This is a genomic window from Pedobacter sp. SL55 (assembly GCF_026625705.1).
In the GTDB taxonomy this organism is placed as follows: domain Bacteria; phylum Bacteroidota; class Bacteroidia; order Sphingobacteriales; family Sphingobacteriaceae; genus Pedobacter.
In genome coordinates this window covers 677,100-700,420 of the sequence record NZ_CP113059.1, presented here as the reverse complement: position 1 = coordinate 700,420, position 23,321 = coordinate 677,100, and the positions used below count along the sequence as shown (strand labels likewise).

The window sequence follows — 23,321 nt, the reverse complement described above, 5'->3', positions numbered from 1 at the left end:
ATTAAACCAAGATTAATCCATATGGTTTATAATTTGGTAATCAAAATATCCAATTCAACATCTTCTATGGTGATTTTGTTTCCGTTCGATACGCTTTCTGTTAACAAAATATCATTAGCTAAAATTTCGTTGCAAATGTAGTGTTTGTTTTGTGCCACCGCATCTGCAATTAAATTATGTTGTTGTAAACTTACCGTTATCCTATCGGTAACTTCAAAATTTAACTCTTTTCTTAAGTTTTGGATACGGTTAATCAGCTCACGAGATAAACCTTCTTGTTTAAGTTCGGTCGTTATATTGATATCCAATGCAACGGTTAAGCTGCCCATATTAGTTACCTGCCATCCTGGGATGTCTTCTGCTATAATTTCTACATCGCTCAAAAGTATTGAGTATGCAGTGTTGGGTATAGAGAAAGTGCCCTCTTTTTCAAACTGAGCAAGCTCTTCTTGGCTCATTTTATTGATGACTTCCGTTACCAATTTCATATCCTTGCCTACTTTAGCGCCCAAAGCCTTAAAGTTTGGTTTTACCTTTTTCTTGATGAAACCAGCAGTGTCGGTAATGTATGAAATTTCTTTAATATTGGTTTCAGAAAGGATCAAATCCTTCACTAATTCTACTTTATCTTTAAAGTTTTCATCCAAAACGGGGATCAGTACTTTTGCCAACGGCTGACGAACATTGATACCCATTTTCTTACGTAGTGATAGCACCATCGAAGAAATGTTTTGCGCCAATTCCATACGTTCGTTCAATTCATTATCAATTAATGATTGATCTGCATCTGGTAATATCGTTAAGTGTACCGATTCTGATTTCGCTTCGGCTGGTAAAATCTCCGTTAAGTTTTGATACAACCAATCTGAGAAGAACGGTGCCACTGGCGACATCAGCTGTGCGATATTAACCAAGCAAGTGTATAAAGTTTCGTAAGCTGCTTTTTTATCTTCGGTCATTTCGCCTTTCCAGAAACGACGACGAGATAAACGAATGTACCAGTTGCTTAAATGCTCGTCCACAAAGTTTTGGATAGCTCTTGCCGCTTTAGTTGGTTCGTAAGTATTGTAAGCTTCATCAACTTCTGCAATTAAGTTTTGCAATAACGATAAAATCCAACGGTCTAGCTCGCTACGTTGTGCAACAGGCGTTTGGTTGTTCAAGTCAATCTCGAATTTATCGATATTGGCATATAAAGCGAAGAAAGAGTAGGTATTGTACAAGGTTCCGAAGAACTTACGGCGCACTTCATCTAATCCTTCTAGGTTAAATTTCAAATTATCCCAAGGCGATGCATTCGAAATCATATACCAACGTGTAGCATCGGCACTGTAAGTATCAATAGTGCTGAAAGGATCAACCGCATTGCCTAAACGTTTAGACATTTTTGCGCCGTTTTTATCCAATACCAATCCGTTAGATACTACATTTTTAAATGCAATACCGGGATTGTTTACACGCTCGTTAATCGCTTTGATTTCGTCGCTGCTTTCGCTTAACATTACCGCAATGGCATGTAAAGTAAAGAACCAACCGCGAGTTTGATCTACACCTTCTGCAATAAAATCTGCAGGGTAAGCATTTTCAAACTCTTCCTTATTTTCAAAAGGAAAATGCCATTGTGCGTAAGGCATGGCGCCGCTATCAAACCAAACGTCAATTAGGTCGGTTTCGCGGGTCATTTTTTCGCCTTTGGATGATACTAAGAATACATCATCTACATAAGGGCGGTGCAAATCGAATTTTGAATGATTAAGTGATTGAATGATTGAATTTTGCTTTTCTGCCTCCTCTGCTGATAGTACTCCACTATTCAATCCTTTAATCATTTCATCCTTTAACTCTGCAATAGAGCCGATACATTTCTCTTCCAAACCATCGGCAGTACGCCAAATAGGCAATGGTGTGCCCCAATAACGAGAACGCGAAAGGTTCCAGTCTACCAAGTTTTCTAACCAGTTGCCAAAACGACCAGTTCCAGTTGCTTCAGGTTTCCAGTTGATGGTTTTGTTCAGATCAGCCATTTTTTCTTTAACGGCTGTAGTTTTAATGAACCAACTGTCTAACGGATAGTAAAATGCTGGTTTGTCAGTTCTCCAACAATGCGGATAACTGTGTACATATTTTTCTACCTTAAAGGCTTTGTTTTCTTCTTTTAAACGGATCGCAATTTCTACATCTACCGATTTCTCAGGAGCTGTGCCTTCTGTATAATATTCGTTTTTAACGTATTTGCCGCCAAATTCTCCTAGTGATGCTACAAATTTCCCTTGTAAATCAACCAAAGGAACAGCATTACCTTTATCATCCAATATTAACATTGGAGGAATTTCAGGGCTAGCCAATTTAGCTACACGAGCATCATCAGCGCCAAAAGTAGGTGCAGTGTGCACAATGCCTGTGCCGTCTTCCGTAGTTACGAAATCGCCAGCAATTACACGAAAAGCATCTTCTGCATTTTGGTAAGGCGTAGCTAATGGCAACAATTGCTCGTATCTGATACCCACTAAATCTTCGCCTTTGCATTCGGCTAAAATTTGGTAAGGAATTTTCTTGTCTTCGGCTTTGTAGTTGGTAAAGGCTGTTTCATCTTCCGCTAGGAAAAATTTGCCGCCAAATTGTTTGCTCACTAAAGCTTTCGCTAAAACTACATTGATTGGTTCGAAAGTGTACTGGTTAAAAGTTTTTACCAACACATAGTCGATTTTTGGACCAACTGTTAACGCAGTGTTACTTGGCAAAGTCCAAGGCGTAGTTGTCCAAGCTAAAATGTCGACAGTACCAAATCCTTGTAAAAATGAAGGTAAAGTTTCCGCTTTTGCCTTAAACTGTGCTACAATGGTCGTATCACTAACATCGCGGTAGGTACCTGGTTGGTTCAGCTCGTGCGAACTTAAACCTGTACCAGCAGCTGGCGAGTAAGGTTGGATAGTGTAGCCTTTGTATAAAAGTCCTTTGTTGTAGAGTTGTTGTAAAATCCACCAAAGGGTTTCAATGTATTCGTTTTCGTAGGTTACGTAAGGGTTTTTCAAGTCAACCCAGTAGCCCATTTTTTCGGTAAGGTCGTTCCAAACATCGGTATAACGCATTACCTCTTCTTTACAGGCTGCATTGTATTCATCTACCGAGATTTTCTTTCCGATGTCTTCCTTAACGATGCCTAATTTTTTCTCTACCGCTAATTCGATAGGTAGACCGTGGGTGTCCCATCCGCCTTTGCGTTTAACTTGATATCCTTTTAGGGTCTTATAACGACAGAAAATATCTTTAATAGCACGAGCCATTACGTGGTGGATACCAGGCATTCCGTTTGCCGATGGTGGCCCCTCGTAAAAAGTAAAAGGTTTCGATTTTGGGCGGCTGTCAATACTTTTATCAAAGATATTTTGTGCTTTCCAAAATGCTAGTATTTCTTCTCCTATTTTAGCTAGTTCTAACTGTTTAAATTCCCTATACATCAATCAAGTATCTCAAAAAATTAAGGTTGCAAAGTTAAGGTTTTAGAATGAATAATGGTAGTTTTGCCCCCGAAATAGTTTTATGGATAAATTTATTAAAAGAGGACTTTTTTGCATGTTGGCGGCAGTGTTATTGATGCCAGCTGCTTTACTGCTTAAAAGCTCGTACCAAAATATAACATTAGTAGTGCTTTTTTTAAGCATGATTTTAGAACTTATTGGGTTGGTCTTTGTTATCATAAGTATATTGAAACGAAGAAAAGGTAAAACCCAATAAAGATGATCAAACATTTAAAGCTAACTAAAGCTGTTGTAGCAATGGCTTTGGGTATTGTGGCGCTTATTGTCGCAAAAATCATGGAAAACTATAAGATGGAAGGCAACCAAGTAGCATTATTTGTTGCCGGAGTATTGTTTATTGCCAGCGCACTTGTCTTTTTATATCCAATTGTTTTCGCTAAAAAAGCGGATAAGGATGGCAAAAGCGTAGAGTTGCAGCCTGTAGAGAAAGAACCAGAAAATCAAGCTCTAAATGCAAGTTAGGCCATCGCTATACTTCTTCTAGTTCGTTTATTTTAGCTTGAGGTTAGTAGATATATTGCTTTTATTGTGCGATAGAATTTAATTAGATTTTTTTACTTTTATTTGCGAAGTAACAGCCACATGATAAGTGTTTATGGAAGCTTTGCATACCTACAAGTAACATGAGTAAATCAAACAAATCTAAAATTCACGCCGCTCCCTCAAATGTTGGCGCAAAAAGCAACGGACTATCTTACGAAGAGTTTATGGTGCTCTTGCTTGTGGCGGCTTTCCTATTGATAGATTTCTTGCCTTATTTTAAGAGCTATGAAATCATTGCTCCACAATTTTTATACTTAACGGTAATCAATCTTGTTACTGGCCTTTACATTTATTCGAACCCATTGTTGCATCAACAATCGCTCATTTCAATCTTTAAGCAAAGTTATATTTTTGGCGCTTATATAGGTTTTATAGTACTTTGTAGCATTTCTATATTTTTTGCGAAAAATGTTTCGTTGGGTGTTGTAAGTATAGCCGAGATTTTTGTTGTTCTGGCTATGTTCATCAACTTTAGCATTTTATTTTATAATAAGCTGCATTTGGTGGTTAAGGTTGCGTTTTTAGTTGGTGTCAGTGCTTTTTTTCAGGCAGGGGTGGTATTGTATAATTTTGATACTTTTGCAAAAAGTAAGTCAATAGTAGAGGCTTTACAATCCAATATTTTAAAAGGTAATGCTGGCAATATCAATATTCTCGCAGCTAGTTTAGTGTTTAAAATACCGTTTATCTACATCGGGATAGTTAATTTGCATAATTGGAAAAAATGGTTCCTTACAATAGGGCTGATTTTCGCTTCGGCTGTTATTTTCTTAATTAGCGCAAGGGCATCTATATTATCGCTGATTATCACAAGCATCGTATTTTTAATTTATTTTATTAGGGTAAACGAGAACAAAAAGCAAACCGCCATGCAACTTTTGTTTTTAGTTCTGCCTTTGGTTGTTTCCTTTTTCTGGCTAACCAAGTTTTAGAAAAAGCCCAGACAGATGAAAGGTTTGTGTCTACAGCAGATAGATTGACGAAGGTTAACGTGAACGATGGCTCTATCAATAGGCGTATTACTTTTTACAAGGCTGCCGTAGCGTTGGCAAAACAAAATCCTATTACAGGCATTGGTCTGGGAAATTATCGTGTCGAATCTATTCCTTACGACTTAACGACGAACCTTAGTGTGCCCTTGCATGCGCACAACGATTTTCTAGAATTAGCTGCTGAAACCGGGATTTTTAACAGCCTGCTTTATTTTTCGATTTTTGTGGTGCTTTTGTTTGTCAATTTAAAACGGTTGATAAGAACCAAGGATAATCAGGTTAGAAACATTGCCTTGCTTACTTTGCTATTGCTCATTGTTTATGGTGTTGATGCGCTGTTTAATTTCCCTTTTTATAGGCCAACTATGCAGCTTTGTTTTTCGTTTTTAATGGCTTTTACTTTTGTAAATACCGAAAAACAGATTGAAGATAAAACTTCATTAAATAAGAAGATCTTATTGGGTTTTGTTGTGTTGTGTGTGCTCCCGCTGTATGTTACCTATCAAGCCTACAAAACTTCTAAATTAGAGTATTTGATACAAACAGATAACATCAATTTTGCTGCTTCTGGCGTTTTAAAGGGCGATGATGTGGTAAACCTTAGCCCCAAAATCCCTAATGTTTTTCAATCTTCGGAAGCATTTGTGGAGTATGCTGGTATCTATTATTTTAGAGAAAAAGCTTATGATAAGGCAATAAAATTGCTAGATAGCGCCAATAAGATCAACCCGTATTTGGGGAGGCCAAATTTTTACAAATATTTAATTGCTGCAGAAAGAGGCCTGCCAGATAGCGCTTATTTTTATGTAAAATCGGCTTTTTATCAAAGGCCAATCAGTGATAATTTCTTTGAAACGGCAACTACACTTGCTTCGTCTCGACGTGACACCACCGAAATCTTAAAGATGTATGCGGCTTTTCCAGAAGGTGTAACAAAGCCTAAAAGTTGGTCTACGGCCTATTTTTCATTAAATAATGCAGGTTACAGTAAAGCTGGACTTGCAGACTTTAAAGCTTTGGCGCTTAAAAGCTTTCCAAAAGACACTTTAGTGCAGAAAGCCATCAGCCAGTTGGCTATTACCAACTACATTATAGAAGGACAGCGTTTGTTTGCTGCCGGTAAGCATCAAGAAGCTTTAAATACTTACGAGCGAGGCTTAAAATTAGATCCTAGTAATATTTATGTAAATCAAAATATAGGATTTTATTACTTTAACCTAAGCAAGGCAGGGGCGGCTATTCCTTATTTTAAAAAGGCTTTGGCGTTGCCGGGTTTAAATAACGGTAAAACCGAGTTTTTTTTAGGCTTATGCTATGTAAATGTTGGGGATAAAGCAAATGCTTGTAACTATTTCAAATTGGCCGGTAATTATCCCGATGCTGCGAAATTATTGGCAATTCATTGTAGGTAAAAGTTCTAACAATGCCTGGTAAGGATTGCCTTTCAGATTTAAAAGTTTAGCAAATGCGGGTTCTGTTTTGTAGCCTTCTTTTTTGAGTGCAATAATTTCAAGTCTAAAGTCTTCGCCTCGCTGTTGTAAAATTTGATGCTCAACTAACAGATGCAGATAAGCGTTTTGTTGTTTGGATGGAATGTTTTGACCGAAAATCTCTATCTCAAATTCGTCTGCTTTAAAGTTGCAAACTACAGCTTCTTGGCCATCAATGTTGGTCTGCTTAATTTGAAAAGCTTCTTTTTCTGCAAAGAATTGATAAAGCATACTTCAATAAATGTTTGCTTTTCTTTCCAACAGCAAATGATATCGAGATCACTATTTTCGATATTGATATCTATTGGAATGGTACCTGCTAAAATAGGCTCAAATGGGCTTAGTTTTTCTAAAATTTGATGCGTTACGAGGGTTTGGTAAGCAGCTCTTTGTAGTGCATTACCCTCTTTTAAATAATCAATTTTTAGAAAATCCATTTGCTAATGATCATCCAAATTCTCAAGGTTTTTTGCAACCTCTGCTTCCGATATTTTTTTGCGTTTTTTGTTTTTATCTAACCATAACATTAATGCAGGCAATAAGGTAAGGTTAAAAATTAAGGCTACAATTAAAGTAATTGAAAGCAGAAAGCCCAAAATTACCGTACCGCCAAATGTAGAAGCTGTAAAAATGCCGAAACCGAAGAACAAGATCAATGCAATGTGTGTCATGCTTACACCTGTTTCGGTAATGGTATCTGTAATTACCTTGCTTACGCTGTAATTGGTTAGGTTTAATTCTTGCTGGTATCTGGTTAAGAAATAAATGGTTTGGTCAGATGCTAAGCCAAATGCAATGGTAAAAATTAAAATGGTGGAAGGTTTTAACGGAATGCCAAAAAAGCCCATCAGCCCTGCTGTAATAATTAAAGGAACAATGTTTGGTAGCAACGAAATGAACATAATACCCAAGCTCTTAAATTGAGCTAAACGTAATAAAGAAATCAACACAATGGCTAAGCCAATGCTTTCAAATAGATGCTTTAGTAAATAATCAGTTCCTTTTGCGAAAATAATGCTAGAGCCAGTTAGGGTAACGTTAAAGCGTTTAGGAGAGAGCAAAGAATCTATCCTAGGTTTTAATTCCTCTAACAGTTGGTCTAAGCGCTTAGAGCCTACATCGGCCATTTGGAAACTCACACGAGCAGTTTGTTTCGGTTTATCTACAAAATTGGTAAGCATATCGCCATTGCCTTTACCAGAGTTGGCGGCATAGATTAAGATGAAATTCTTCTCAAAATCGCTTGGCAGTCGGTAAAAATTGGTGTCGCTATTGTAAAAAACCTGGGTGGCGTATTTTAGCCCTGTATTTAAAGAAATAGAGCGAGAAAACTCGGGATAAGCCGAAATCATCTCTTCCATTTTGTCAATTTTCTTTAATGTAGAAACGCTCATTACACCATTTTTGCGTTTAGTATCTACACTAATTTCTAGCGGTAAAATTCCTTCAAAATTCTTTTCAAAAAATTTAAGGTCGGTTAATATTTTAGAGCTTTTTGGCAGGTCATCCACCACATATCCGTTTACGTTGATGCGGTAAACGCCAATTAAAGAAACTATGGTTAAAATAATGGTAACTATATAAATTGTGGCGCTTTTATGTTGTACTAAGTGGTCGGTTTTTACTAGAATTTTATCTAGAAAGTTGGCTTTGTGTGTGCCGTTAATTTTATTCTTTGGCGCTGGTAAATAGCTAAAAATAGCTGGTATCAAACATAAACTCATTAACCAAGTAAACATTACGTTTAGGGCAGCCACACTGCCAAATTGCATCAATAATTCACTTCCTGTAAAGTATAAAACACCAAAACCTATAGCAGCGGTAACATTTGCAATTAAGGTAGTTACCGAAATTCGTTCTACGGTAATTTGCCAAGCCTTCTGCTTGTCGCCGTGTTTTTTAAGTTCGTTATGATATTTGTTTAGCAAAAGAATGCTGTTTGGAATACCGATAATTACGATAAGCGGCGGAATTAATCCCGTTAGAATGGTAATTTCATAGCCAAACAACACTAAAGTACCCACGCTCCACACTACGCCCATAATTACTACCAAAATCGGATAAAAAACGGCTGAGAAACTGCGGAAAAAGATCACTAGAATTAACGCCGAAACTAAAATGGATAAGCCTAAAAAGAGCACAAATTCGTTAGAAACCAGTTTGCTGGTAGCTGTTCTAATGTAAGGCAAGCCCGATAAGTGAACGTCTACCCCTTCGCTTTTACCAAATGCCAATGCTTTTTCTTCTATTTCTTTAAGGATTGGATTTCTAGCTGCCGAATTTAGAATTTTCTGATCGAAGGTAACCGCCATTAACGTGGCATTGCTCTCGGTATTATACAGTAGTCCTTTGTAAAATGGCAGTTCGTTCAGCTTGCTTTTCAGCGAGTCCATTTCAGCATCGGTAACTAGCATTTTGCCAGGAAGCGGTTTAACCGTAAATTTTTGATTTAAAGTATCTTTTTGGAGCTCGAAAAACTTACCGATAGAAAGCACACCTTTAATGCCATTCAGCTTTTGAAGGTCATTAGATAGCTGCACCCATTTATTATAAGTTTCTTTTTTAAAGATTTTCTCACTTTTTACGCCAATCACTACAATGCTGCCGTCTTCGCCAAATTGTTTTTTAAAAGCATTATACTTCACAAAAACCGAATCGGTTAGCGGAAGTATTTTAGCGCCAGCGTAAGAAAGTTTGATGTTTTTGGCCTGCCATCCCATGAATATGGTAAGGGCTACAAATAAAACGATAAGGAGAACGCGGTTTTTTAATATTGCATTAGATAGTTTTACCCACATATAAATCTTTAAAAAAATGTAAAGAACGCATAAAATTGACGGAATGCAAAATGCGGCAAGTTAAATATGCGTTAATATTGTCTTTATAAACAAGGTTTTTGCCTAATTGTTGTAGCTAAAATGATGTAACTTTAAACCAAATATGCAGAAGTTTTTTAGAGGATTTACATTTGCTTTGAACGGATTAATTTACGCCATTAAAACCCAGCTAAATGTTCGGGTTCAGTTGTTTGCTGCGTTGCTGGTTGTGATTGCAGGTTTTTCATTTAATATTTCGTTTTTAGAATGGTTGGCTATCGCCATTTGTGTGGGTTGTGTTTTGGCAGCAGAGCTGATGAATACCTCACTTGAAGCCTTGGTGGATTTGGTTTCTCCCGAATTTAACCCTAAAGCTGGCTTGGTAAAAGATATTGCAGCGGCTGCAGTTTTAATAATCGCGTTAATGGCTTTAACCGTAGCTTTGATTATTTTTGTGCCTAAAATTTTTTAAATGCTGCATAAAACCCGAGGTATTGTATTGCTAACCACTACATATAGCGAAAGCAGTGTGGTAGTGCAGGTGTTTACCGAAAAATTTGGTATTCAATCTTATCTCATTAATGGGGTTAAAAAGCCAAAGGCAAAAATCCCGATGAATGTGTTGCAGCCTTTACACTTGCTAGACATGGTAGTTTACCACAAACAGAACACGCAGATACAAAGAGTACAGGAAGCCAGACCAATGCCCATATTTAAGAGTATTCCTTACGATGTAATTAAGAATACCATTATTCAGTTCTTAAATGAGGTTTTGTATAAAAGTATTAGGCAGCAATATGTAGATGAGCAACTATTTTCTTATCTGTATAATGCAATTAGTTGGTTTGATGAAACGCAAGGGATAAGTGTAAATTTTCATCTGTCTTTTTTAATGAAGTTAACTCGGTTTTTAGGATTTGCCCCGCAAGCACAAATTCGGCAGGATCAAAAGTATTTCGATTTACAGGATGGTAACTTCACGTCTGTGGCTCCTGTACATCCTTATTTTGTAGCCGCTTCAGAAGGAAATGCCTTGATGCAACTACTCGACACTTCTTTTGAGAAAATTAGTACGATAAAATTTACCAATACGTATCGCCGAGATTTGTTAGATAAAATATTGATTTACTATCAGTTGCATACTGCTTCTTTCGGTAAAATAAAGTCGCATCAGATTTTAGAGGAGGTGCTTTCTTAAAAAAATGAAAAAAAGAATTGTAAAGAAATAATATAACGCTATATTTGCATTCCCAAACGAAAACGGTGGTTATGCTGAAAAGTAGTTTAAAATTGAAATACTGGAAAATTAGCTCAGCTGGTTCAGAGCACCTCGTTTACACCGAGGGGGTCGGGGGTTCGAATCCCTCATTTTCCACTCAATAAGTTTGCAGGATTGTAAACGAAGATTATCTAAAATATTGGAAAATTAGCTCAGCTGGTTCAGAGCACCTCGTTTACACCGAGGGGGTCGGGGGTTCGAATCCCTCATTTTCCACTTAAGCCTTGTTAGTTTAACTAGCAAGGCTTTTTTGTTTTTGGTAAATGTCTTAAATTTAAGAGATGTTCATTACCTACATCTTGTATTCTCCTTCCCGCAACCGCTATTACGTTGGCTCCACATCGGATATTGAAAACGTTTAGCAAAGTATAAAACCAACCACAATGGCTTTACCGGTAAAACTGGAGATTGTACAATTGTTTAAAGTGAGATTTTTGAATGTGCTGGTTTTGGTAGGGTAAAGCTAATTTCTTAGAGAGAGCTAGCCGTAATAGCTCGACATCGTATTTGTTCTATTCTCTACGTATTATCCCGTACTTCAATTCCGTGTAAAAGGGTATTCGGTTTAGTTATTCATCTCTGCAACTTAGCAATCGAAAGTGATACAGCTTCTAATAAGAAAGTACAAAGATGAAAACAAAACTACTATTTGCACTTATTACTGTTTTTTCGGTAAGTGTAAGCGCACAAACCTTGGGAGAGTTTAAACCAAAGGAGACAAAATTTGGGCTAGGTAAAGCTAAAGATGCAACTAAGATCTATATTTCAAATTTTGCAATCAACTATCAAATTTACAACGAAAAGCAAAAATTTAAGCAGGGCGGTCGTATGCTGGGCGGAGGATATAGGGGCGATGCCAAAGCCGAAGCTTCTGTTGGCTTAACAGGATTATCGGAAGCCGATGTTCAGCAAATTACGGACAAGCTATACAACGATTTCCTGTCCCAAATTAAAGCAAAAGGGTTGCAGGTTGTAAGCGCAGACGAAGCTGGTAAAACAGAAGTATATGAGGAGTATGTAAAAATGCAGGGGGGCAAAGCAAGCTTAGCACAATTTCCAGGTACTATGACAACTGCGCCAACCTATTATGAATGGTTTGTTAAGAAACTGAAACAAGACGGTAAAACCAAAAGCGGTGGTTTTTTAGGGAATGCTTCTTTCTTGTATCCGAAGTTGTCTAAAGCCTTGGGTGATGCGATAATTGCAGATGTAAATATCTACGTAATGTTTGTAGAAGATAAAACAGCTTTTCAAGGTGGTGGCGCATCAATTAAAATAAAAACAAATTTGCGCATAGCAGATACTGAAGCAATCGTGATGTCTGATAACGACTCTTTCATTAGGCTTAAAGGCCAAAATAGTATTACTGCCATTAATAGCACTGTTAATTTTGCCTACGGTAAAATGGGCTTGGGCGCTACTACCAGCTACAGCGGACAATTATCTAAGCCATTAGAAATTAATGATGTGATAGAAGATACAAAAGTAACCAGCTTTGCAAGGGGTGGAGCCGATTTTGTAGGAACAAGCAATTTATACGTAACTTATTTTACACCAGAGGATAGGTCATCGGAAACGGCAAAAATAATAAAGGTAGATAACAAGAAATATATTGAAGGTGTATACGCAGGTGCCAAAAAGTTTCTAGATTTTCATACCGAAGCTTTTTTTAGTGCATTAAAATAAACCAATTTAACTAATGGGTAACTGCGCATTAATCTTCAAAATTAATGCGCAGTTTTTTTAATTACTTAGCTTTTCTAGTGGTGCTGATGTTCGGTAAAAACATCGTAATCAATCCAATTAACGGTAAATATGCACAGATAGAAAAAACATAGTTGATGCTGGTTTTGTCTGCTAAATTGCCAATTAAAGCAGAGCCCAAACCGCCCATGCCAAAGGCAAAGCCGAAGAAAAGACCAGCTACTAGACCAACTTTGCCTGGGATCAATTCTTGTGCGTAAACTAAAATCGCTGAAAAAGCAGAAGCTAAAATCATCCCTATGGGTACAATTAAAACGCCCGTCCAAAAGAGATTTGCATGAGGTAAAAGTAAGGCAAAAGGCGCTGCGCCCAAAATAGACACCCAAATCACATATTTACGGCCAATTCTATCGCCAATTGGGCCGCCTAATAAAGTGCCTGCCGCTACCGAGAACAAGAAAACAAACAAATAAATCTGTGAGGTTTGTACCGAAACATGAAATTTATCAATTAAATAAAAAGTGAAGTAGCTGGTTAAACTTGCCATATAAAAGTGTATTTCGAAAAGATCAATACAAGTAAAATTCCGATCGCAAAAACTACCCTCCTTTTCGAAAGTTGGTGTCCTTCTGTTACTGCACTGCCTTTCTTTGCTTCGCGATTAATAATGTATCCTTTGTACCATTTACCTACATAGCTTAGCACCATAATTGCTAGTAAAGCTATCACTGAGAACCAAATTACGCCAAACTGTCCTTTTGGAACAATGATCCAAGCGGCTAAAAGTGGCCCAATTGAACTTCCAGCGTTGCCTCCCAATTGAAATACCGATTGTGCCAATCCTCGTTTCCCGCCAGATGCGGCATGTGCCATTCTCGAAGCCTCGGGATGAAAAATAGAGGAGCCAGTGCCAACTAACGCCACCGAAAATAAGATCAAATAAAAGCTGTTTGATAACGAAAGTGTAATTAAACCCATTAAAGTAAAGCCCATACCTATGGCTAAGGAGTAAGGCTGAGGTTTTTTATCAGTATATAAGCCAACAAAGGGCTGAAAAAGAGACGCAGCTAGTTGAAAAGTTAGCGTGATTAGGCCAATCTGTGAAAAAGTAAGATGGTAAGAGTTTTTAACCAACGGATAAATGGCTGGAATTAAAGATTGAATGGTGTCGTTAAGTAGGTGCGAAAAACTTAAAGCAAATAAAATAGGGAACACTGTAGCATTTGCTTTGCTAAAATCAGAGGGGTTTGAGTTCATGAATAAAGGGTTTTAGACAAATCTACGCATTTTATTAAGCTTAATCGGTTAATCGTAAAACTGCTTAACTGTAGTGCTATTTTTAGTGTTTTGCGTCAAATCGTAAATCGTAAACCTAAAATCGTAAATCAATTTGTACTTTTGCGGCGAAAACAAAATGAATATAAAATGAGTGTAAATAGAGGACCAATATCGAAATTCATGGAGACGAACTACCTCCATTTTAACGCTGCGGCAATGATGGATGCGGCTAAAGGTTACGAAACGCATTTAGATGAGGGCGGTAAAATGATGATTACCCTTGCTGGAGCGATGAGTACCGCCGAGTTGGGTATTTCGTTAGCGGAAATGATTAGACAAGATAAAGTTTCAATTATTTCTTGTACAGGAGCTAACTTAGAAGAGGATATCATGAACTTGGTTGCTCATTCACACTATAAAAGAGTGCCTAACTATCGCGATTTAAGTCCACAAGACGAGTGGGATTTGTTAGAGAACCACTACAACCGCGTTACAGATACTTGTATTCCAGAAGAAGAAGCTTTCCGTCGTTTGCAAAAACATATCCACGCCATTTGGAAAGATGCCGATGATAAAGGCGAGCGTTACTTCCCGCATGAGTTTATGTACAAAATGTTAAACAGTGGCGTGTTGGAGCAGTACTACGAAATTGACCCTAAAAATTCTTGGATGTTAGCTGCGGCAGAGAAAAACTTGCCAATTGTAGTGCCAGGATGGGAAGATAGTACCATGGGTAACATTTTCGCTTCTTATGTAATTAAGAACGAATTTAAGGCCACTACCATGAAAAGCGGTATCGAATACATGGGCTGGTTGGCAGATTGGTACGTGAAAAATTCTGAAGGTAAAGGAATTGGCTTCTTTCAAATTGGGGGAGGTATTGCAGGAGATTTTCCTATATGTGTAGTGCCAATGCTTTATCAAGATATGGAGATGGAAAACATTCCTTTCTGGAGCTATTTCTGTCAGATTTCAGATTCTACTACTTCGTATGGCTCTTATTCTGGCGCAGTTCCTAATGAGAAAATTACCTGGGGCAAATTAGATATCCACACACCAAAATTTATCGTAGAAAGCGATGCTACAATTGTAGCACCATTAATGTTTGCTTGGATTTTAAAACAATAATTTAATTTCAAAATATTGGGGTGTAAAATTAACCCTAAGTGAGTCAGCGATTTTGTGAAAAATCGCTGATTTATTTAGTTCTAGCACATAAAAATGCATTTGTTTAGAATGATTATAAATTGTATTTCACTGTCATTAATATGTCATTGGTATCTTAATAAAGCTTACTTTTGTCCAATTATTTCTGAGAGGTAAATCATCATTCATCACTTAGATTAACAATTATATTTCAAAATAAAGCATAAAATACTCATTATGAGGAATATCTCATTCGGACTTAAAAAACTTAGAAAAGCAACATTAGTAGTAGCTGCACTATCTTTTTTAACTGTAAATGTATCGAAAGCGCAAGATGTGGTAGAGGGAAGAACTTTATTTAAGTCGAAGTGTGCTTCTTGTCACGCTCTTGATGCGCCAAATGCTGGTCCTGCCTTAACTCCAAAGATGAACGAGCGAGACGAATCGTTCTTGATTCCTTGGATCAGAAACAATCAGGCTTTAATTGCATCGGGTAATGCGCAGGCTATCGAGGCTTCGAAATACTCGCCGTCAGAAATGACAGCATTCCCTACATTAACTGATGATCAAATCAAGAACATCATTGCTTATGCCAAAGAGGGCGAGCCTAAACCTGCTGTTGTGCCAGGTGCAGAAGTTAAAGACGAAGGTGTTTCTGGACTTTCTATCGCTGGTGTAATTGCTATCATTGTACTATCTATTGTGGTATTGGTAGTGTTGGGCAGAGCGGTTAAAATGTTAGAGCGCTTAATCTTAGAAAAACAAGGCATTGCTGTAGAAGAAGAAAGTGTTTCTTTTGCAACTGGTGTAAAAGGCTTGTTCAAAAACAAGAAGTTTGTATTCTTTACGGTGTTGTGTTTAGTGATTGTTTTAGGTTCATTCGGTTGGATGGGTATGTGGAACACTGGCGTTCACACTGGTTACCAGCCAACACAACCAATTAAATTCTCTCACGAGTTACACGCTGGTATCAATCAAATCGATTGTCAGTACTGCCATACTGGTGCATTCAAATCAAAAAACTCAACTATTCCTTCGTTAAACGTTTGTATGAACTGTCATAAAAACGTACAGGCAAGAACAGATGATGGTTTGATTTCTCCAGAAATTCAAAAAATCTATAACGCTTTGGGTTACAATCCAGAAACTCAAACTTACGACAAAACTAAAGAGAAGCCGATTGAGTGGGTACGTGTACACAACTTGCCAGATTTCGCTTACTTTAACCACTCTCAACACGTAGTGGTAGGCGAAGAAGCTATCCGTAAAGAGGCAGGTTTAAATCCTAAAGACCCAGTTTGTTTCGCTTGTCACGGTCCGGTTAATACCATGGAAGAGGTTTATCAATACTCTCCATTAACTATGAAATGGTGTATCAATTGCCACAGAGAAGCAGATATTTCTAATAAGAAAAACGATGCTTTCTATGCTAACGTAATTGCAGCTCACGAAAAAATCAAAAAAGGTGAGAAAATTACACCAGCATTGTTAGGCGGTTTAGAGTGTGGTAAGTGCCACTATTAATTAATAGAGTTTTTTAAGAACGTTCGATAAACAGTAATATAGCTTAAATGGAAAGCAACAAAAAATACTGGAAAGGTTTGGAGGAGTTGAACAAAACTCCCGAGTTTGTTGAAAACAACAAAAGCGAATTTGCCGAGCCGCTTCCAATAGAAGATGTTTTAAGTGAAGCAGGATTAAGTACAGTTACCCCACGCCGTGACTTTTTAAAGGCATTAGGTTTTGGTTTAGGTGCTGTAACTTTAGCTGCGTGTCAAAAAGCAACAAGTACACAAATCAATCCCTTACTTAGTTAGACCAGAAGAGGTAACTCCAGGTATTCCTAACTATTATGTTTCTAGTTTCAAAGGAAACAGTGTAATGGTAAAAACTGTGGTAGGTCGTCCAATTAAAATTGAGGTAAATCCAAATGCAGGAGCGTTTAGTCGTGGTACTGATGCACAAGCTCAAGCTTCGGTTTTAGATTTGTATGATGTATCTAAGCTTAAAACTCCGTTATTAAAAAAGGATGAAACTACTTGGGCAGATTTGGATAAATTCGTTAAAGGCGAACTGAACAAAGTACAAGCTTCGGGTAAACAAATTCGTATAGTAGCAAGTTCTTTAAACAGCCCTTCGGCTAAAGCGGTAGTAACCGAGTTTACAGCAAAATATCCTACTACTAAATTGGTTCAATACGATCCAATTTCTTACACTGGTATCATCAAAGCTAACGAGAATAGCTTTGGTAAAGCAGTGTTGCCAAAATACAACTTCGATAAAGCAGATTTAATTGTAAGCTTTGCAGCCGATTTCTTAGGAACTTGGATTAGCGGCGAAGAATTTACTGCTCAATACACTTCTAACAGAGATTACAAATCGTTAGAGAAAAAGAAAATGTCTCGTCACTTCCAGTTTGAAGCTGGTATGAGTTTAACAGGTACTAATGCTGATACTCGTATTGCTTTAAAATTATCTGAAGAAGGACCTGCGTTAATCGCTTTATACAATGCAATTACTGGTGCTAGTTTGCCAGGTGCTGGCTTGCCAGATAACGCAACTGCTGATAAAGCAATCAAATTAGTAGCTAAAGAATTATTACAGAACAAAGGTAAGGCGGTTGTAGTAGCTGGTTCTAACGATGTTTCTGTTCAAACTTTAGTAAACGCAATTAACGTGGCTATTGGTAGCTACGGTACTACTATCGATTTAGATAACCCTTGTAAACGTTACGAAGGCAATGATGCTGAATTTGCATTATTAGTTGACGAAATGAACAAAGGTGAAGTTGGTGCGGTGTTTTTCTTGAACTCAAACCCAGCTTACGATGCCATCAACGTAAAAGCCTTTACTGATGGTTTAGCTAAAGTTGCTTTGAAAGTTTCTTTCTCTGATAGAGAAGATGAAACGTCAGACCTTTCTGATGTAGTAGCAATTACGCCAAACTATTTAGAGGCTTGGGGCGATGCCAATACTTACGAAGGTTTCTATTCTATCGTTCAACCTACTATCAATCCAGTTTTCAACTCTCGTCAGGCGGAGCAAAGCTTGCTAACTTGGGCTGATGCTCCTGTACAAGATTACTACCAATATGTACGTAACTACTGGGAGAAAAATATTTTACCAGCAGCAGGTAAAACTTGGGAAGATGTTTTACAAACAGGTGTAATCGCTTCTGCGCCAAAAGCAGCAGGTAGCTATGGTTTCACTCTATCTTTAGATGCAGTAGCAGCGGCTATCGTAGCAAGCAGCAAAGCATTGAAGAAAGATATCGAGCTTCAGATTTTCGAAAGCATTCCAATGCGTGATGGTAAACAAGCGAACAATGCATTCTTGCAAGAGTTCCCTTGTCCGGTAACCAAAGTAACTTGGGATAACTATGTAGCTTTAAATCCTCGTCAGGCTGAGAAGTTAGGTTACAAGGAATTTGATGTAGTAAGCATTAAAGCTGAAAATGGTTATACGGTAGATTTGCCAGTATTGTTCCAACCAGGCCAAGCAATGGGTACTGCTTCTGTAGCTTTAGGTTACGGACGTACAAAGGCTGGTAAAGCTGGTAACAACGTAGGTAAAAATGCTTTCCCATTTGTAACGTATACCAACGGTACTTTAAAATATGCAACTACTGCAACTTTAACGGGTACTGGCCGTTGGGAAGAATTAGCACAAACACAAACTCACTACTCTTTCGAGGGTAGAAATATCGTACGTGAAGCTAGCTTCAAGGATTTCTTAAAAGATCCAGCTGCTGGTTCAGGTAACCACCACAAACACAAAGTTTATGATTTGTGGACTACCGATAAACACGAAATGTTGGGTAACAACTGGGTAATGGCAATCGATTTGAATGCTTGTACAGGTTGTGGTTCGTGTATCGTTGCTTGTAACGTAGAAAATAACATTCCAGTTGTTGGTAAAGACGAGGTTCGTCGTCGTCGTGAGATGCACTGGTTACGTATCGATCGTTACTATAGCTTTAACGATGAGCAACATGGTGCAGTAACTGAAGAGAAAGAAATTGCTCACTTAGATAACTTAGAGAATGTTTCTGTAGTGCACCAACCAATGTTGTGTCAACATTGTGATCACGCACCTTGCGAAACGGTATGTCCAGTATTGGCAACAGTACACTCATCAGACGGCTTAAACCACATGGCTTATAACCGTTGCGTAGGTACACGTTACTGTGCAAACAACTGTCCATACAAAGTTCGTCGTTTCAACTGGTTCAACTACTGGAACGATTCACGTTTCGATAACTATTTGAACAATGAATTTACACAATTAGTATTGAACCCTGATGTTACCACACGTTCACGTGGTGTAATGGAAAAATGTTCGATGTGTATCCAACGTATCCAAGCTGGTAAGTTAACTGCCAAATTAGAAAAACGTGCATTGAAAGATGGCGATATCAAAATGGCTTGTCAACAAGCTTGTTCTGCCAACGCAATTATCTTCGGTGATAAAAACGATCCTAACTCGGAAGTTTCTAAAGCCCTACGTAGCGAGCGTACTTATTACGTATTAGAAGAGATCAACGTTGAGCCAGGAATTGGTTACATGACTAAGATTAGAAATATAGATTCAACAACAAAAGAAGTACACGCTTAGGCTTTACTTACAGCAATATAAATTATGTCAGGACATAGCGAATCAATTTTAAGAGAACCATTAATTACCGGCAAGGACATTACGTATGCACAAATTACGGAAGAGATCCTATCGCCGGTAGAAAATAAGCCAAACAGGGCATGGTGGATCGGATTTATCCTAGCACTATGCGGCGCTACCCTATGGATCGTTTCTGTAGGTTACACCTTCTGGTTTGGTATTGGTGCTTGGGGATTAAATAAAACAGTAGGTTGGGCTTGGGATATCACCGGTTTCGTATGGTGGGTAGGTATTGGTCACGCTGGAACATTAATTTCAGCAGTATTATTACTCTTCCGTCAAAACTGGCGTAACTCCATCAACCGTTCGGCAGAGGCGATGACAATTTTCGCCGTTATTTGTGCCGCTACCTACGTTGTATCACACATGGGCCGTCCATGGTTAGCTTATTGGGTATTACCTTTACCAAATCAATTTGGTTCACTTTGGGTAAACTTTAACTCTCCATTGGTATGGGATATGTTTGCGATCTCAACTTATTTCTCTGTATCATTATTATTCTGGTACACAGGTTTATTGCCAGATATCGCAACAATTAGAGATAGAGCAACTGGAATGCGTAAAAAGATTTATACTATCTTTTCTTTCGGATGGACAGGAAGTGTTAAAACTTGGCAACGTTTCGAGGCGGTATCATTAATCTTAGCAGGTATTTCTACACCACTGGTACTTTCGGTACACACTATTGTATCAATGGACTTTGCAACTTCGGTAATTCCGGGATGGCACACTACCATTTTCCCTCCTTACTTCGTTGCGGGTGCGATCTTCTCAGGTTTCGCGATGGTATTAACCCTAATGTTGGTTGTACGTAAAGTATTAGGTTTAGAAAACTATATCACGATGTTCCACATCGAATCAATGAATAAGATTATCATCTTGACAGGCTCGATTGTAGGTGTGGCTTATTTAACGGAGTTCTTCATCGCTTGGTACTCTGGGTCACAATATGAGCAATATGCGTTCATTAACCGTGCAACAGGACCATACTGGTGGGCTTATTGGATGATGATGACTTGTAACGTAATCTCTCCACAGTTGTTGTGGTTCAAAAAAGTTCGTTTAAGCATCCCAGCTACTTGGATTTTATCTATTGTAGTAAACATAGGTATGTGGTTCGAGCGTTTCGTAATCATTGTAACTTCATTACACCGTGATTATATCCCATCAAGCTGGACAATGTTCTATCCATCGTGGGTAGATGTGGGCGTGTTTGTTGGCTCAATAGGTGTATTCTTTACCTTATTCCTATTGTTCTTAAGAGTGTTACCTTCTATCGCCATTGCGGAGGTTAAAATGATATTGAAAACTGCAAGTGAGCAGTCTAAAATGAAATTGATCAAAGAAGGTCATTTAGATAAAGAACACGTAGCTGAGTACGTAGAGTCTTTAGAGAAATTTGATAGTGTTAAACAAGAAGATTACGCAAAAATATAACAATGAGTAATATCAAATATATTTTAGGCAGTTTTGGTGATCCTGATGAGATGCTGCACGGCATCGAGAAATTGCAGGAAAATAACATCGCTATTTATGATGTTTATACTCCAATGCCTATTCACGGTATCGAGGCAAAATTAGGCGTTAAAAGATCTAGGCTAGATATAGCTGCTTTCTTTTTCGGAATTACAGGTACAATAACCATGCTTACTGGTGTTTATTTAGCTACAGCGGTAGATTGGCCAGTTAACATTGGTGGTAAAACGCACTTTGCTTTGCCAGATTTTATTCCAATTACTTTCGAGTTAACTATTCTATTCTGTGCATTTGGTTTAGTAGGTTCTTATTATGCCTCTACCCACTTGTTTCCAGGAAGAGCGCCGAGAGTGATGGACTTACGTGCAACTGATGATCGTTTCATCATTGCGATTGATGCAAAGCAAAATACTGAACACGATAAAATTGACGAACTTTTAAAAGGAGCAGGTGCTTTAGAAGTTAAACATAATGAAAGGAAGTATCTTAGCTATGAATAAGAATAGAATTGTTTTAGGGGCATTTAGCTTACTGGCTTCTGTAGCGATGCTTTCGGCTTGTAACGATAACAAAAGTACAGGTTTAGAGTACGCAAGAAACATGTATGATCCGATTGCTTACAATCAAGATCAGCCAAATAAGAACTTTGCTAACGGAGCGACGTCACAAACGCCACCTCCAAATACAAAGCCTGTTGATTATATCAGATATGAATATCCTAACACAAAAGAAGGATACGAAGCATCTGTTGCGTTAGTAAATCCATTGGCATTAACAGAGAAAAATTTGACTGAAGGAAAGCACTTTTATACAGTTTTCTGTGCGCCATGTCATGGTGATCAAGGTGATGGTCAAGGTCATATCGTAAAATTAGACAAAGGTATTTCAGGTGTGCCTGCTTATCATGGCGCTGATGCAAATTCATCTCGTGGTGGTTTAATGAAAGATATGCCTGCTGGAAAAATTTATCATACCATTATGTATGGTTTAAATGCAATGGGATCTCATGCTTCACAACTTAGCCCAGAAGAAAGATGGAAAGTAGTGATGTATGTTCAACAATTACAAAAAATACAATAAGAAAAGCAGATATAAATGGGAACTCATCATTATAATTTAAGTGAACAATTTGAGTTTACTGGAAAAGCAAAAACCCTGAGTATTGTTGGTATCGTAATTGGTATTTTGACAATTGCTTACGGCTTGTTTTTTAATCACGAACATGCGCATGCAATGCACGAGCGTACTTATGCCAATCTATTACTGATGGGTTATTATTTCGCTTGCGTATGTATGTCTGCTACCTTCTTCTTGGCAGTACAATTTGTTGCTCAAGCAGGATGGTCAGCGTCGATATTACGTGTACCTCAAGCAATGGCAAAAAACTTACCTTTAGCTGCTATAATTCTAATCGCAATTATTTCGGCAGGTTTGTTTACACACAATCTTTATCACCACTGGGCTGATCCAGCTTTAGTAGATAAAAGCAGTGAGAGCTACGATAAACTTATTGACGGTAAGTCAGCATTTTTGAATATTCCGTTCTTCTTAACAAGACAATTCTTGTTCTTAGGTTCATATTCAATCTTTTCATACTTTGTTACCAAATGGTCTTACAATGAGGATTTAGCTGGAGGTTTAGAATCTTACCGCAAGAGTTTCAAGTATTCATGTGTGTTCTTAGTGATCTACGGATTTACTACACCAGTTTTCGCTTTTGATACCATCATGTCATTAGAAGCGCACTGGTTCTCAACTATGTTTGGTTGGTATAACTTCGCTTCAATGTGGGTAAGTATTTAGCTATCATCGCTATTGTAATCATTCTATTGAAAAAAGCGGGTTACATGAGTTGGGTTAACAATAGCCATTTACACAACTTAGGACAGTTTATTTTTGGTTTCTCTATTTTCTGGACTTACGTATGGTTTGCTCAGTTCTTATTGATCTACTATGCAAATATGTCTGAGGAAACGGTATACTTCTACAAGCGTTTTAACAGTTACGAGTTTTGGTTCTACCTTAACTTAGTATTGAACTTCTTGTCGCCACTATTACTATTAATGGATCGTGATAACAAGAGAAGTATCAACATCTTGTTAACCGTATCTATCATCGTGGTATGTGGTCACTGGGTAGATTATTACCAAATGATTATGCCAGGTGTGTTTGAGTTTGGGCCTAAAGATGGTAGCGGTTTTGGAATTTTAGAAATCGGAATTGCAGCAGGTTTCGTAGGTTTATTTACCTACACTACATTGAGTGCATTAAGCAAAAAGCCATTGGTGGCAAAAAACCATCCGTTTTTACAAGAGAGTTTACACCATCAGTTATAATCGGTTACGATTACAATAAACATTAATATAAAACAGTACATCGTACTA

At 37.9% G+C, this 23,321-nt stretch carries 13 protein-coding genes, 2 tRNA genes and 4 pseudogenes; 15 read left to right on the top strand and 4 right to left on the bottom strand.

What is annotated here, in order from left to right; all coding sequences use genetic code 11:
* Positions 1–26: 26 nt before the first annotated feature.
* The gene (gene ileS, locus OVA16_RS03050) at positions 27–3,458 is read right to left on the bottom strand and encodes an isoleucine--tRNA ligase (RefSeq protein WP_267763447.1); all 3,432 of its coding nucleotides are present in this window, start codon (positions 3,456–3,458) and stop codon (positions 27–29) included.
* Positions 3,459–3,737: 279 nt separating this feature from the next.
* Here ileS and OVA16_RS03045 point away from each other — a divergent pair, with 279 nt between their 5' ends.
* The 3 genes from OVA16_RS03045 to OVA16_RS03035 all read left to right on the top strand — a co-directional run bounded on the left by OVA16_RS03045 (position 3,738) and on the right by OVA16_RS03035 (position 6,486).
* Positions 3,738–4,001, top strand: a complete 264-nt coding sequence (locus OVA16_RS03045; RefSeq protein ID WP_267763445.1) for an isoleucyl-tRNA synthetase — start codon at positions 3,738–3,740, stop codon at positions 3,999–4,001.
* Between the two features lie 161 nt (positions 4,002–4,162).
* A complete protein-coding gene (locus OVA16_RS03040) occupies positions 4,163–5,014 on the top strand; it encodes a hypothetical protein (protein ID WP_267763444.1) in 852 nt (283 codons plus the stop codon).
* The gene (locus OVA16_RS03035) at positions 4,996–6,486 is read left to right on the top strand and encodes an O-antigen ligase family protein (RefSeq protein WP_267765334.1); all 1,491 of its coding nucleotides are present in this window, start codon (positions 4,996–4,998) and stop codon (positions 6,484–6,486) included. Before OVA16_RS03040 ends, OVA16_RS03035 begins: the two co-directional genes overlap by 19 nt.
* Here the strand turns inward: OVA16_RS03035 and OVA16_RS03030 are convergent.
* Both OVA16_RS03030 and OVA16_RS03025 read right to left on the bottom strand, forming a co-directional pair.
* A pseudogene (locus OVA16_RS03030) lies at positions 6,463–7,001 on the bottom strand (DUF4269 domain-containing protein). The gene OVA16_RS03035 and the pseudogene OVA16_RS03030 overlap by 24 nt on opposite strands.
* Before the next feature lie 3 nt (positions 7,002–7,004).
* Entirely contained in the window at positions 7,005–9,362 is a 2,358-nt protein-coding gene (locus OVA16_RS03025) for an efflux RND transporter permease subunit (protein WP_267763443.1), read from the bottom strand.
* 142 nt (positions 9,363–9,504) lie between these two features.
* On the opposite strand from OVA16_RS03025, the gene OVA16_RS03020 reads away from it, so the two are divergent.
* The 5 genes from OVA16_RS03020 to OVA16_RS03000 all read left to right on the top strand — a co-directional run bounded on the left by OVA16_RS03020 (position 9,505) and on the right by OVA16_RS03000 (position 12,345).
* Complete coding sequence (locus OVA16_RS03020) at positions 9,505–9,852, top strand: diacylglycerol kinase family protein (protein WP_267763442.1); 348 nt, start codon at positions 9,505–9,507, stop codon at positions 9,850–9,852.
* The gene (gene recO, locus OVA16_RS03015) at positions 9,853–10,578 is read left to right on the top strand and encodes a DNA repair protein RecO (protein WP_267763441.1); all 726 of its coding nucleotides are present in this window, start codon (positions 9,853–9,855) and stop codon (positions 10,576–10,578) included.
* Positions 10,579–10,680: 102 nt separating this feature from the next.
* Positions 10,681–10,755 (top strand) — tRNA-Val (locus OVA16_RS03010).
* Between the two features lie 45 nt (positions 10,756–10,800).
* Positions 10,801–10,875: transfer RNA gene (locus tag OVA16_RS03005), tRNA-Val, on the top strand.
* A gap of 414 nt (positions 10,876–11,289) precedes the next feature.
* Positions 11,290–12,345 (top strand): hypothetical protein, encoded by a 1,056-nt coding sequence (locus OVA16_RS03000; RefSeq protein ID WP_267763440.1) that lies wholly within the window; start codon positions 11,290–11,292, stop codon positions 12,343–12,345.
* A 61-nt stretch (positions 12,346–12,406) separates the two neighbouring features.
* Here OVA16_RS03000 and OVA16_RS02995 read toward each other — a convergent pair.
* Positions 12,407–13,620 (bottom strand): annotated as a pseudogene (locus OVA16_RS02995) (MFS transporter).
* 168 nt (positions 13,621–13,788) lie between these two features.
* Between OVA16_RS02995 and OVA16_RS02990 the strand changes: the two are divergent.
* From OVA16_RS02990 to OVA16_RS02960, 7 genes and pseudogenes are all read left to right on the top strand, one after another.
* Positions 13,789–14,769 carry a deoxyhypusine synthase family protein gene (locus OVA16_RS02990; protein ID WP_267763439.1) on the top strand — a complete coding sequence of 327 codons (981 nt, stop codon included), beginning with the start codon at positions 13,789–13,791 and terminating at the stop codon, positions 14,767–14,769.
* A 255-nt stretch (positions 14,770–15,024) separates the two neighbouring features.
* The gene (locus OVA16_RS02985) at positions 15,025–16,311 is read left to right on the top strand and encodes a c-type cytochrome (protein ID WP_267763438.1); all 1,287 of its coding nucleotides are present in this window, start codon (positions 15,025–15,027) and stop codon (positions 16,309–16,311) included.
* Between the two features lie 47 nt (positions 16,312–16,358).
* Positions 16,359–19,401, top strand: a pseudogene (locus OVA16_RS02980) (TAT-variant-translocated molybdopterin oxidoreductase).
* Between the two features lie 24 nt (positions 19,402–19,425).
* Complete coding sequence (nrfD, locus tag OVA16_RS02975; protein ID WP_267763437.1) at positions 19,426–20,898, top strand: NrfD/PsrC family molybdoenzyme membrane anchor subunit; 1,473 nt, start codon at positions 19,426–19,428, stop codon at positions 20,896–20,898.
* 2 nt (positions 20,899–20,900) lie between these two features.
* Positions 20,901–21,437, top strand: a complete 537-nt coding sequence (locus tag OVA16_RS02970) for a DUF3341 domain-containing protein (RefSeq protein WP_138729378.1) — start codon at positions 20,901–20,903, stop codon at positions 21,435–21,437.
* A complete protein-coding gene (locus OVA16_RS02965) occupies positions 21,409–22,017 on the top strand; it encodes a c-type cytochrome (protein ID WP_267763436.1) in 609 nt (202 codons plus the stop codon). The genes OVA16_RS02970 and OVA16_RS02965 overlap by 29 nt, the downstream gene beginning before the upstream one ends.
* 15 nt (positions 22,018–22,032) lie before the next feature.
* A pseudogene (locus tag OVA16_RS02960) lies at positions 22,033–23,273 on the top strand (quinol:cytochrome C oxidoreductase).
* Positions 23,274–23,321 lie beyond the last annotated feature (48 nt).

Bases quoted from the DNA above. Each gene is read 5' to 3' on its own strand.
- OVA16_RS03045 (WP_267763445.1), top strand. From the start codon at position 3,738: ATGATCAAACATTTAAAGCTAACTAAAGCTGTTGTAGCAATGGCTTTG.
- OVA16_RS02985 (WP_267763438.1), top strand. From the start codon at position 15,025: ATGAGGAATATCTCATTCGGACTTAAAAAACTTAGAAAAGCAACATTA.
- OVA16_RS03020 (WP_267763442.1), top strand. From the start codon at position 9,505: ATGCAGAAGTTTTTTAGAGGATTTACATTTGCTTTGAACGGATTAATT.
- OVA16_RS03000 (WP_267763440.1), top strand. From the start codon at position 11,290: ATGAAAACAAAACTACTATTTGCACTTATTACTGTTTTTTCGGTAAGT.
- ileS (WP_267763447.1), bottom strand. From the start codon at position 3,458: ATGTATAGGGAATTTAAACAGTTAGAACTAGCTAAAATAGGAGAAGAA.
- OVA16_RS03040 (WP_267763444.1), top strand. From the start codon at position 4,163: ATGAGTAAATCAAACAAATCTAAAATTCACGCCGCTCCCTCAAATGTT.
- OVA16_RS02990 (WP_267763439.1), top strand. From the start codon at position 13,789: ATGAGTGTAAATAGAGGACCAATATCGAAATTCATGGAGACGAACTAC.
- OVA16_RS02970 (WP_138729378.1), top strand. From the start codon at position 20,901: ATGAGTAATATCAAATATATTTTAGGCAGTTTTGGTGATCCTGATGAG.
- OVA16_RS02965 (WP_267763436.1), top strand. From the start codon at position 21,409: ATGAAAGGAAGTATCTTAGCTATGAATAAGAATAGAATTGTTTTAGGG.
- recO (WP_267763441.1), top strand. From the start codon at position 9,853: ATGCTGCATAAAACCCGAGGTATTGTATTGCTAACCACTACATATAGC.
- OVA16_RS03025 (WP_267763443.1), bottom strand. From the start codon at position 9,362: ATGTGGGTAAAACTATCTAATGCAATATTAAAAAACCGCGTTCTCCTT.
- nrfD (WP_267763437.1), top strand. From the start codon at position 19,426: ATGTCAGGACATAGCGAATCAATTTTAAGAGAACCATTAATTACCGGC.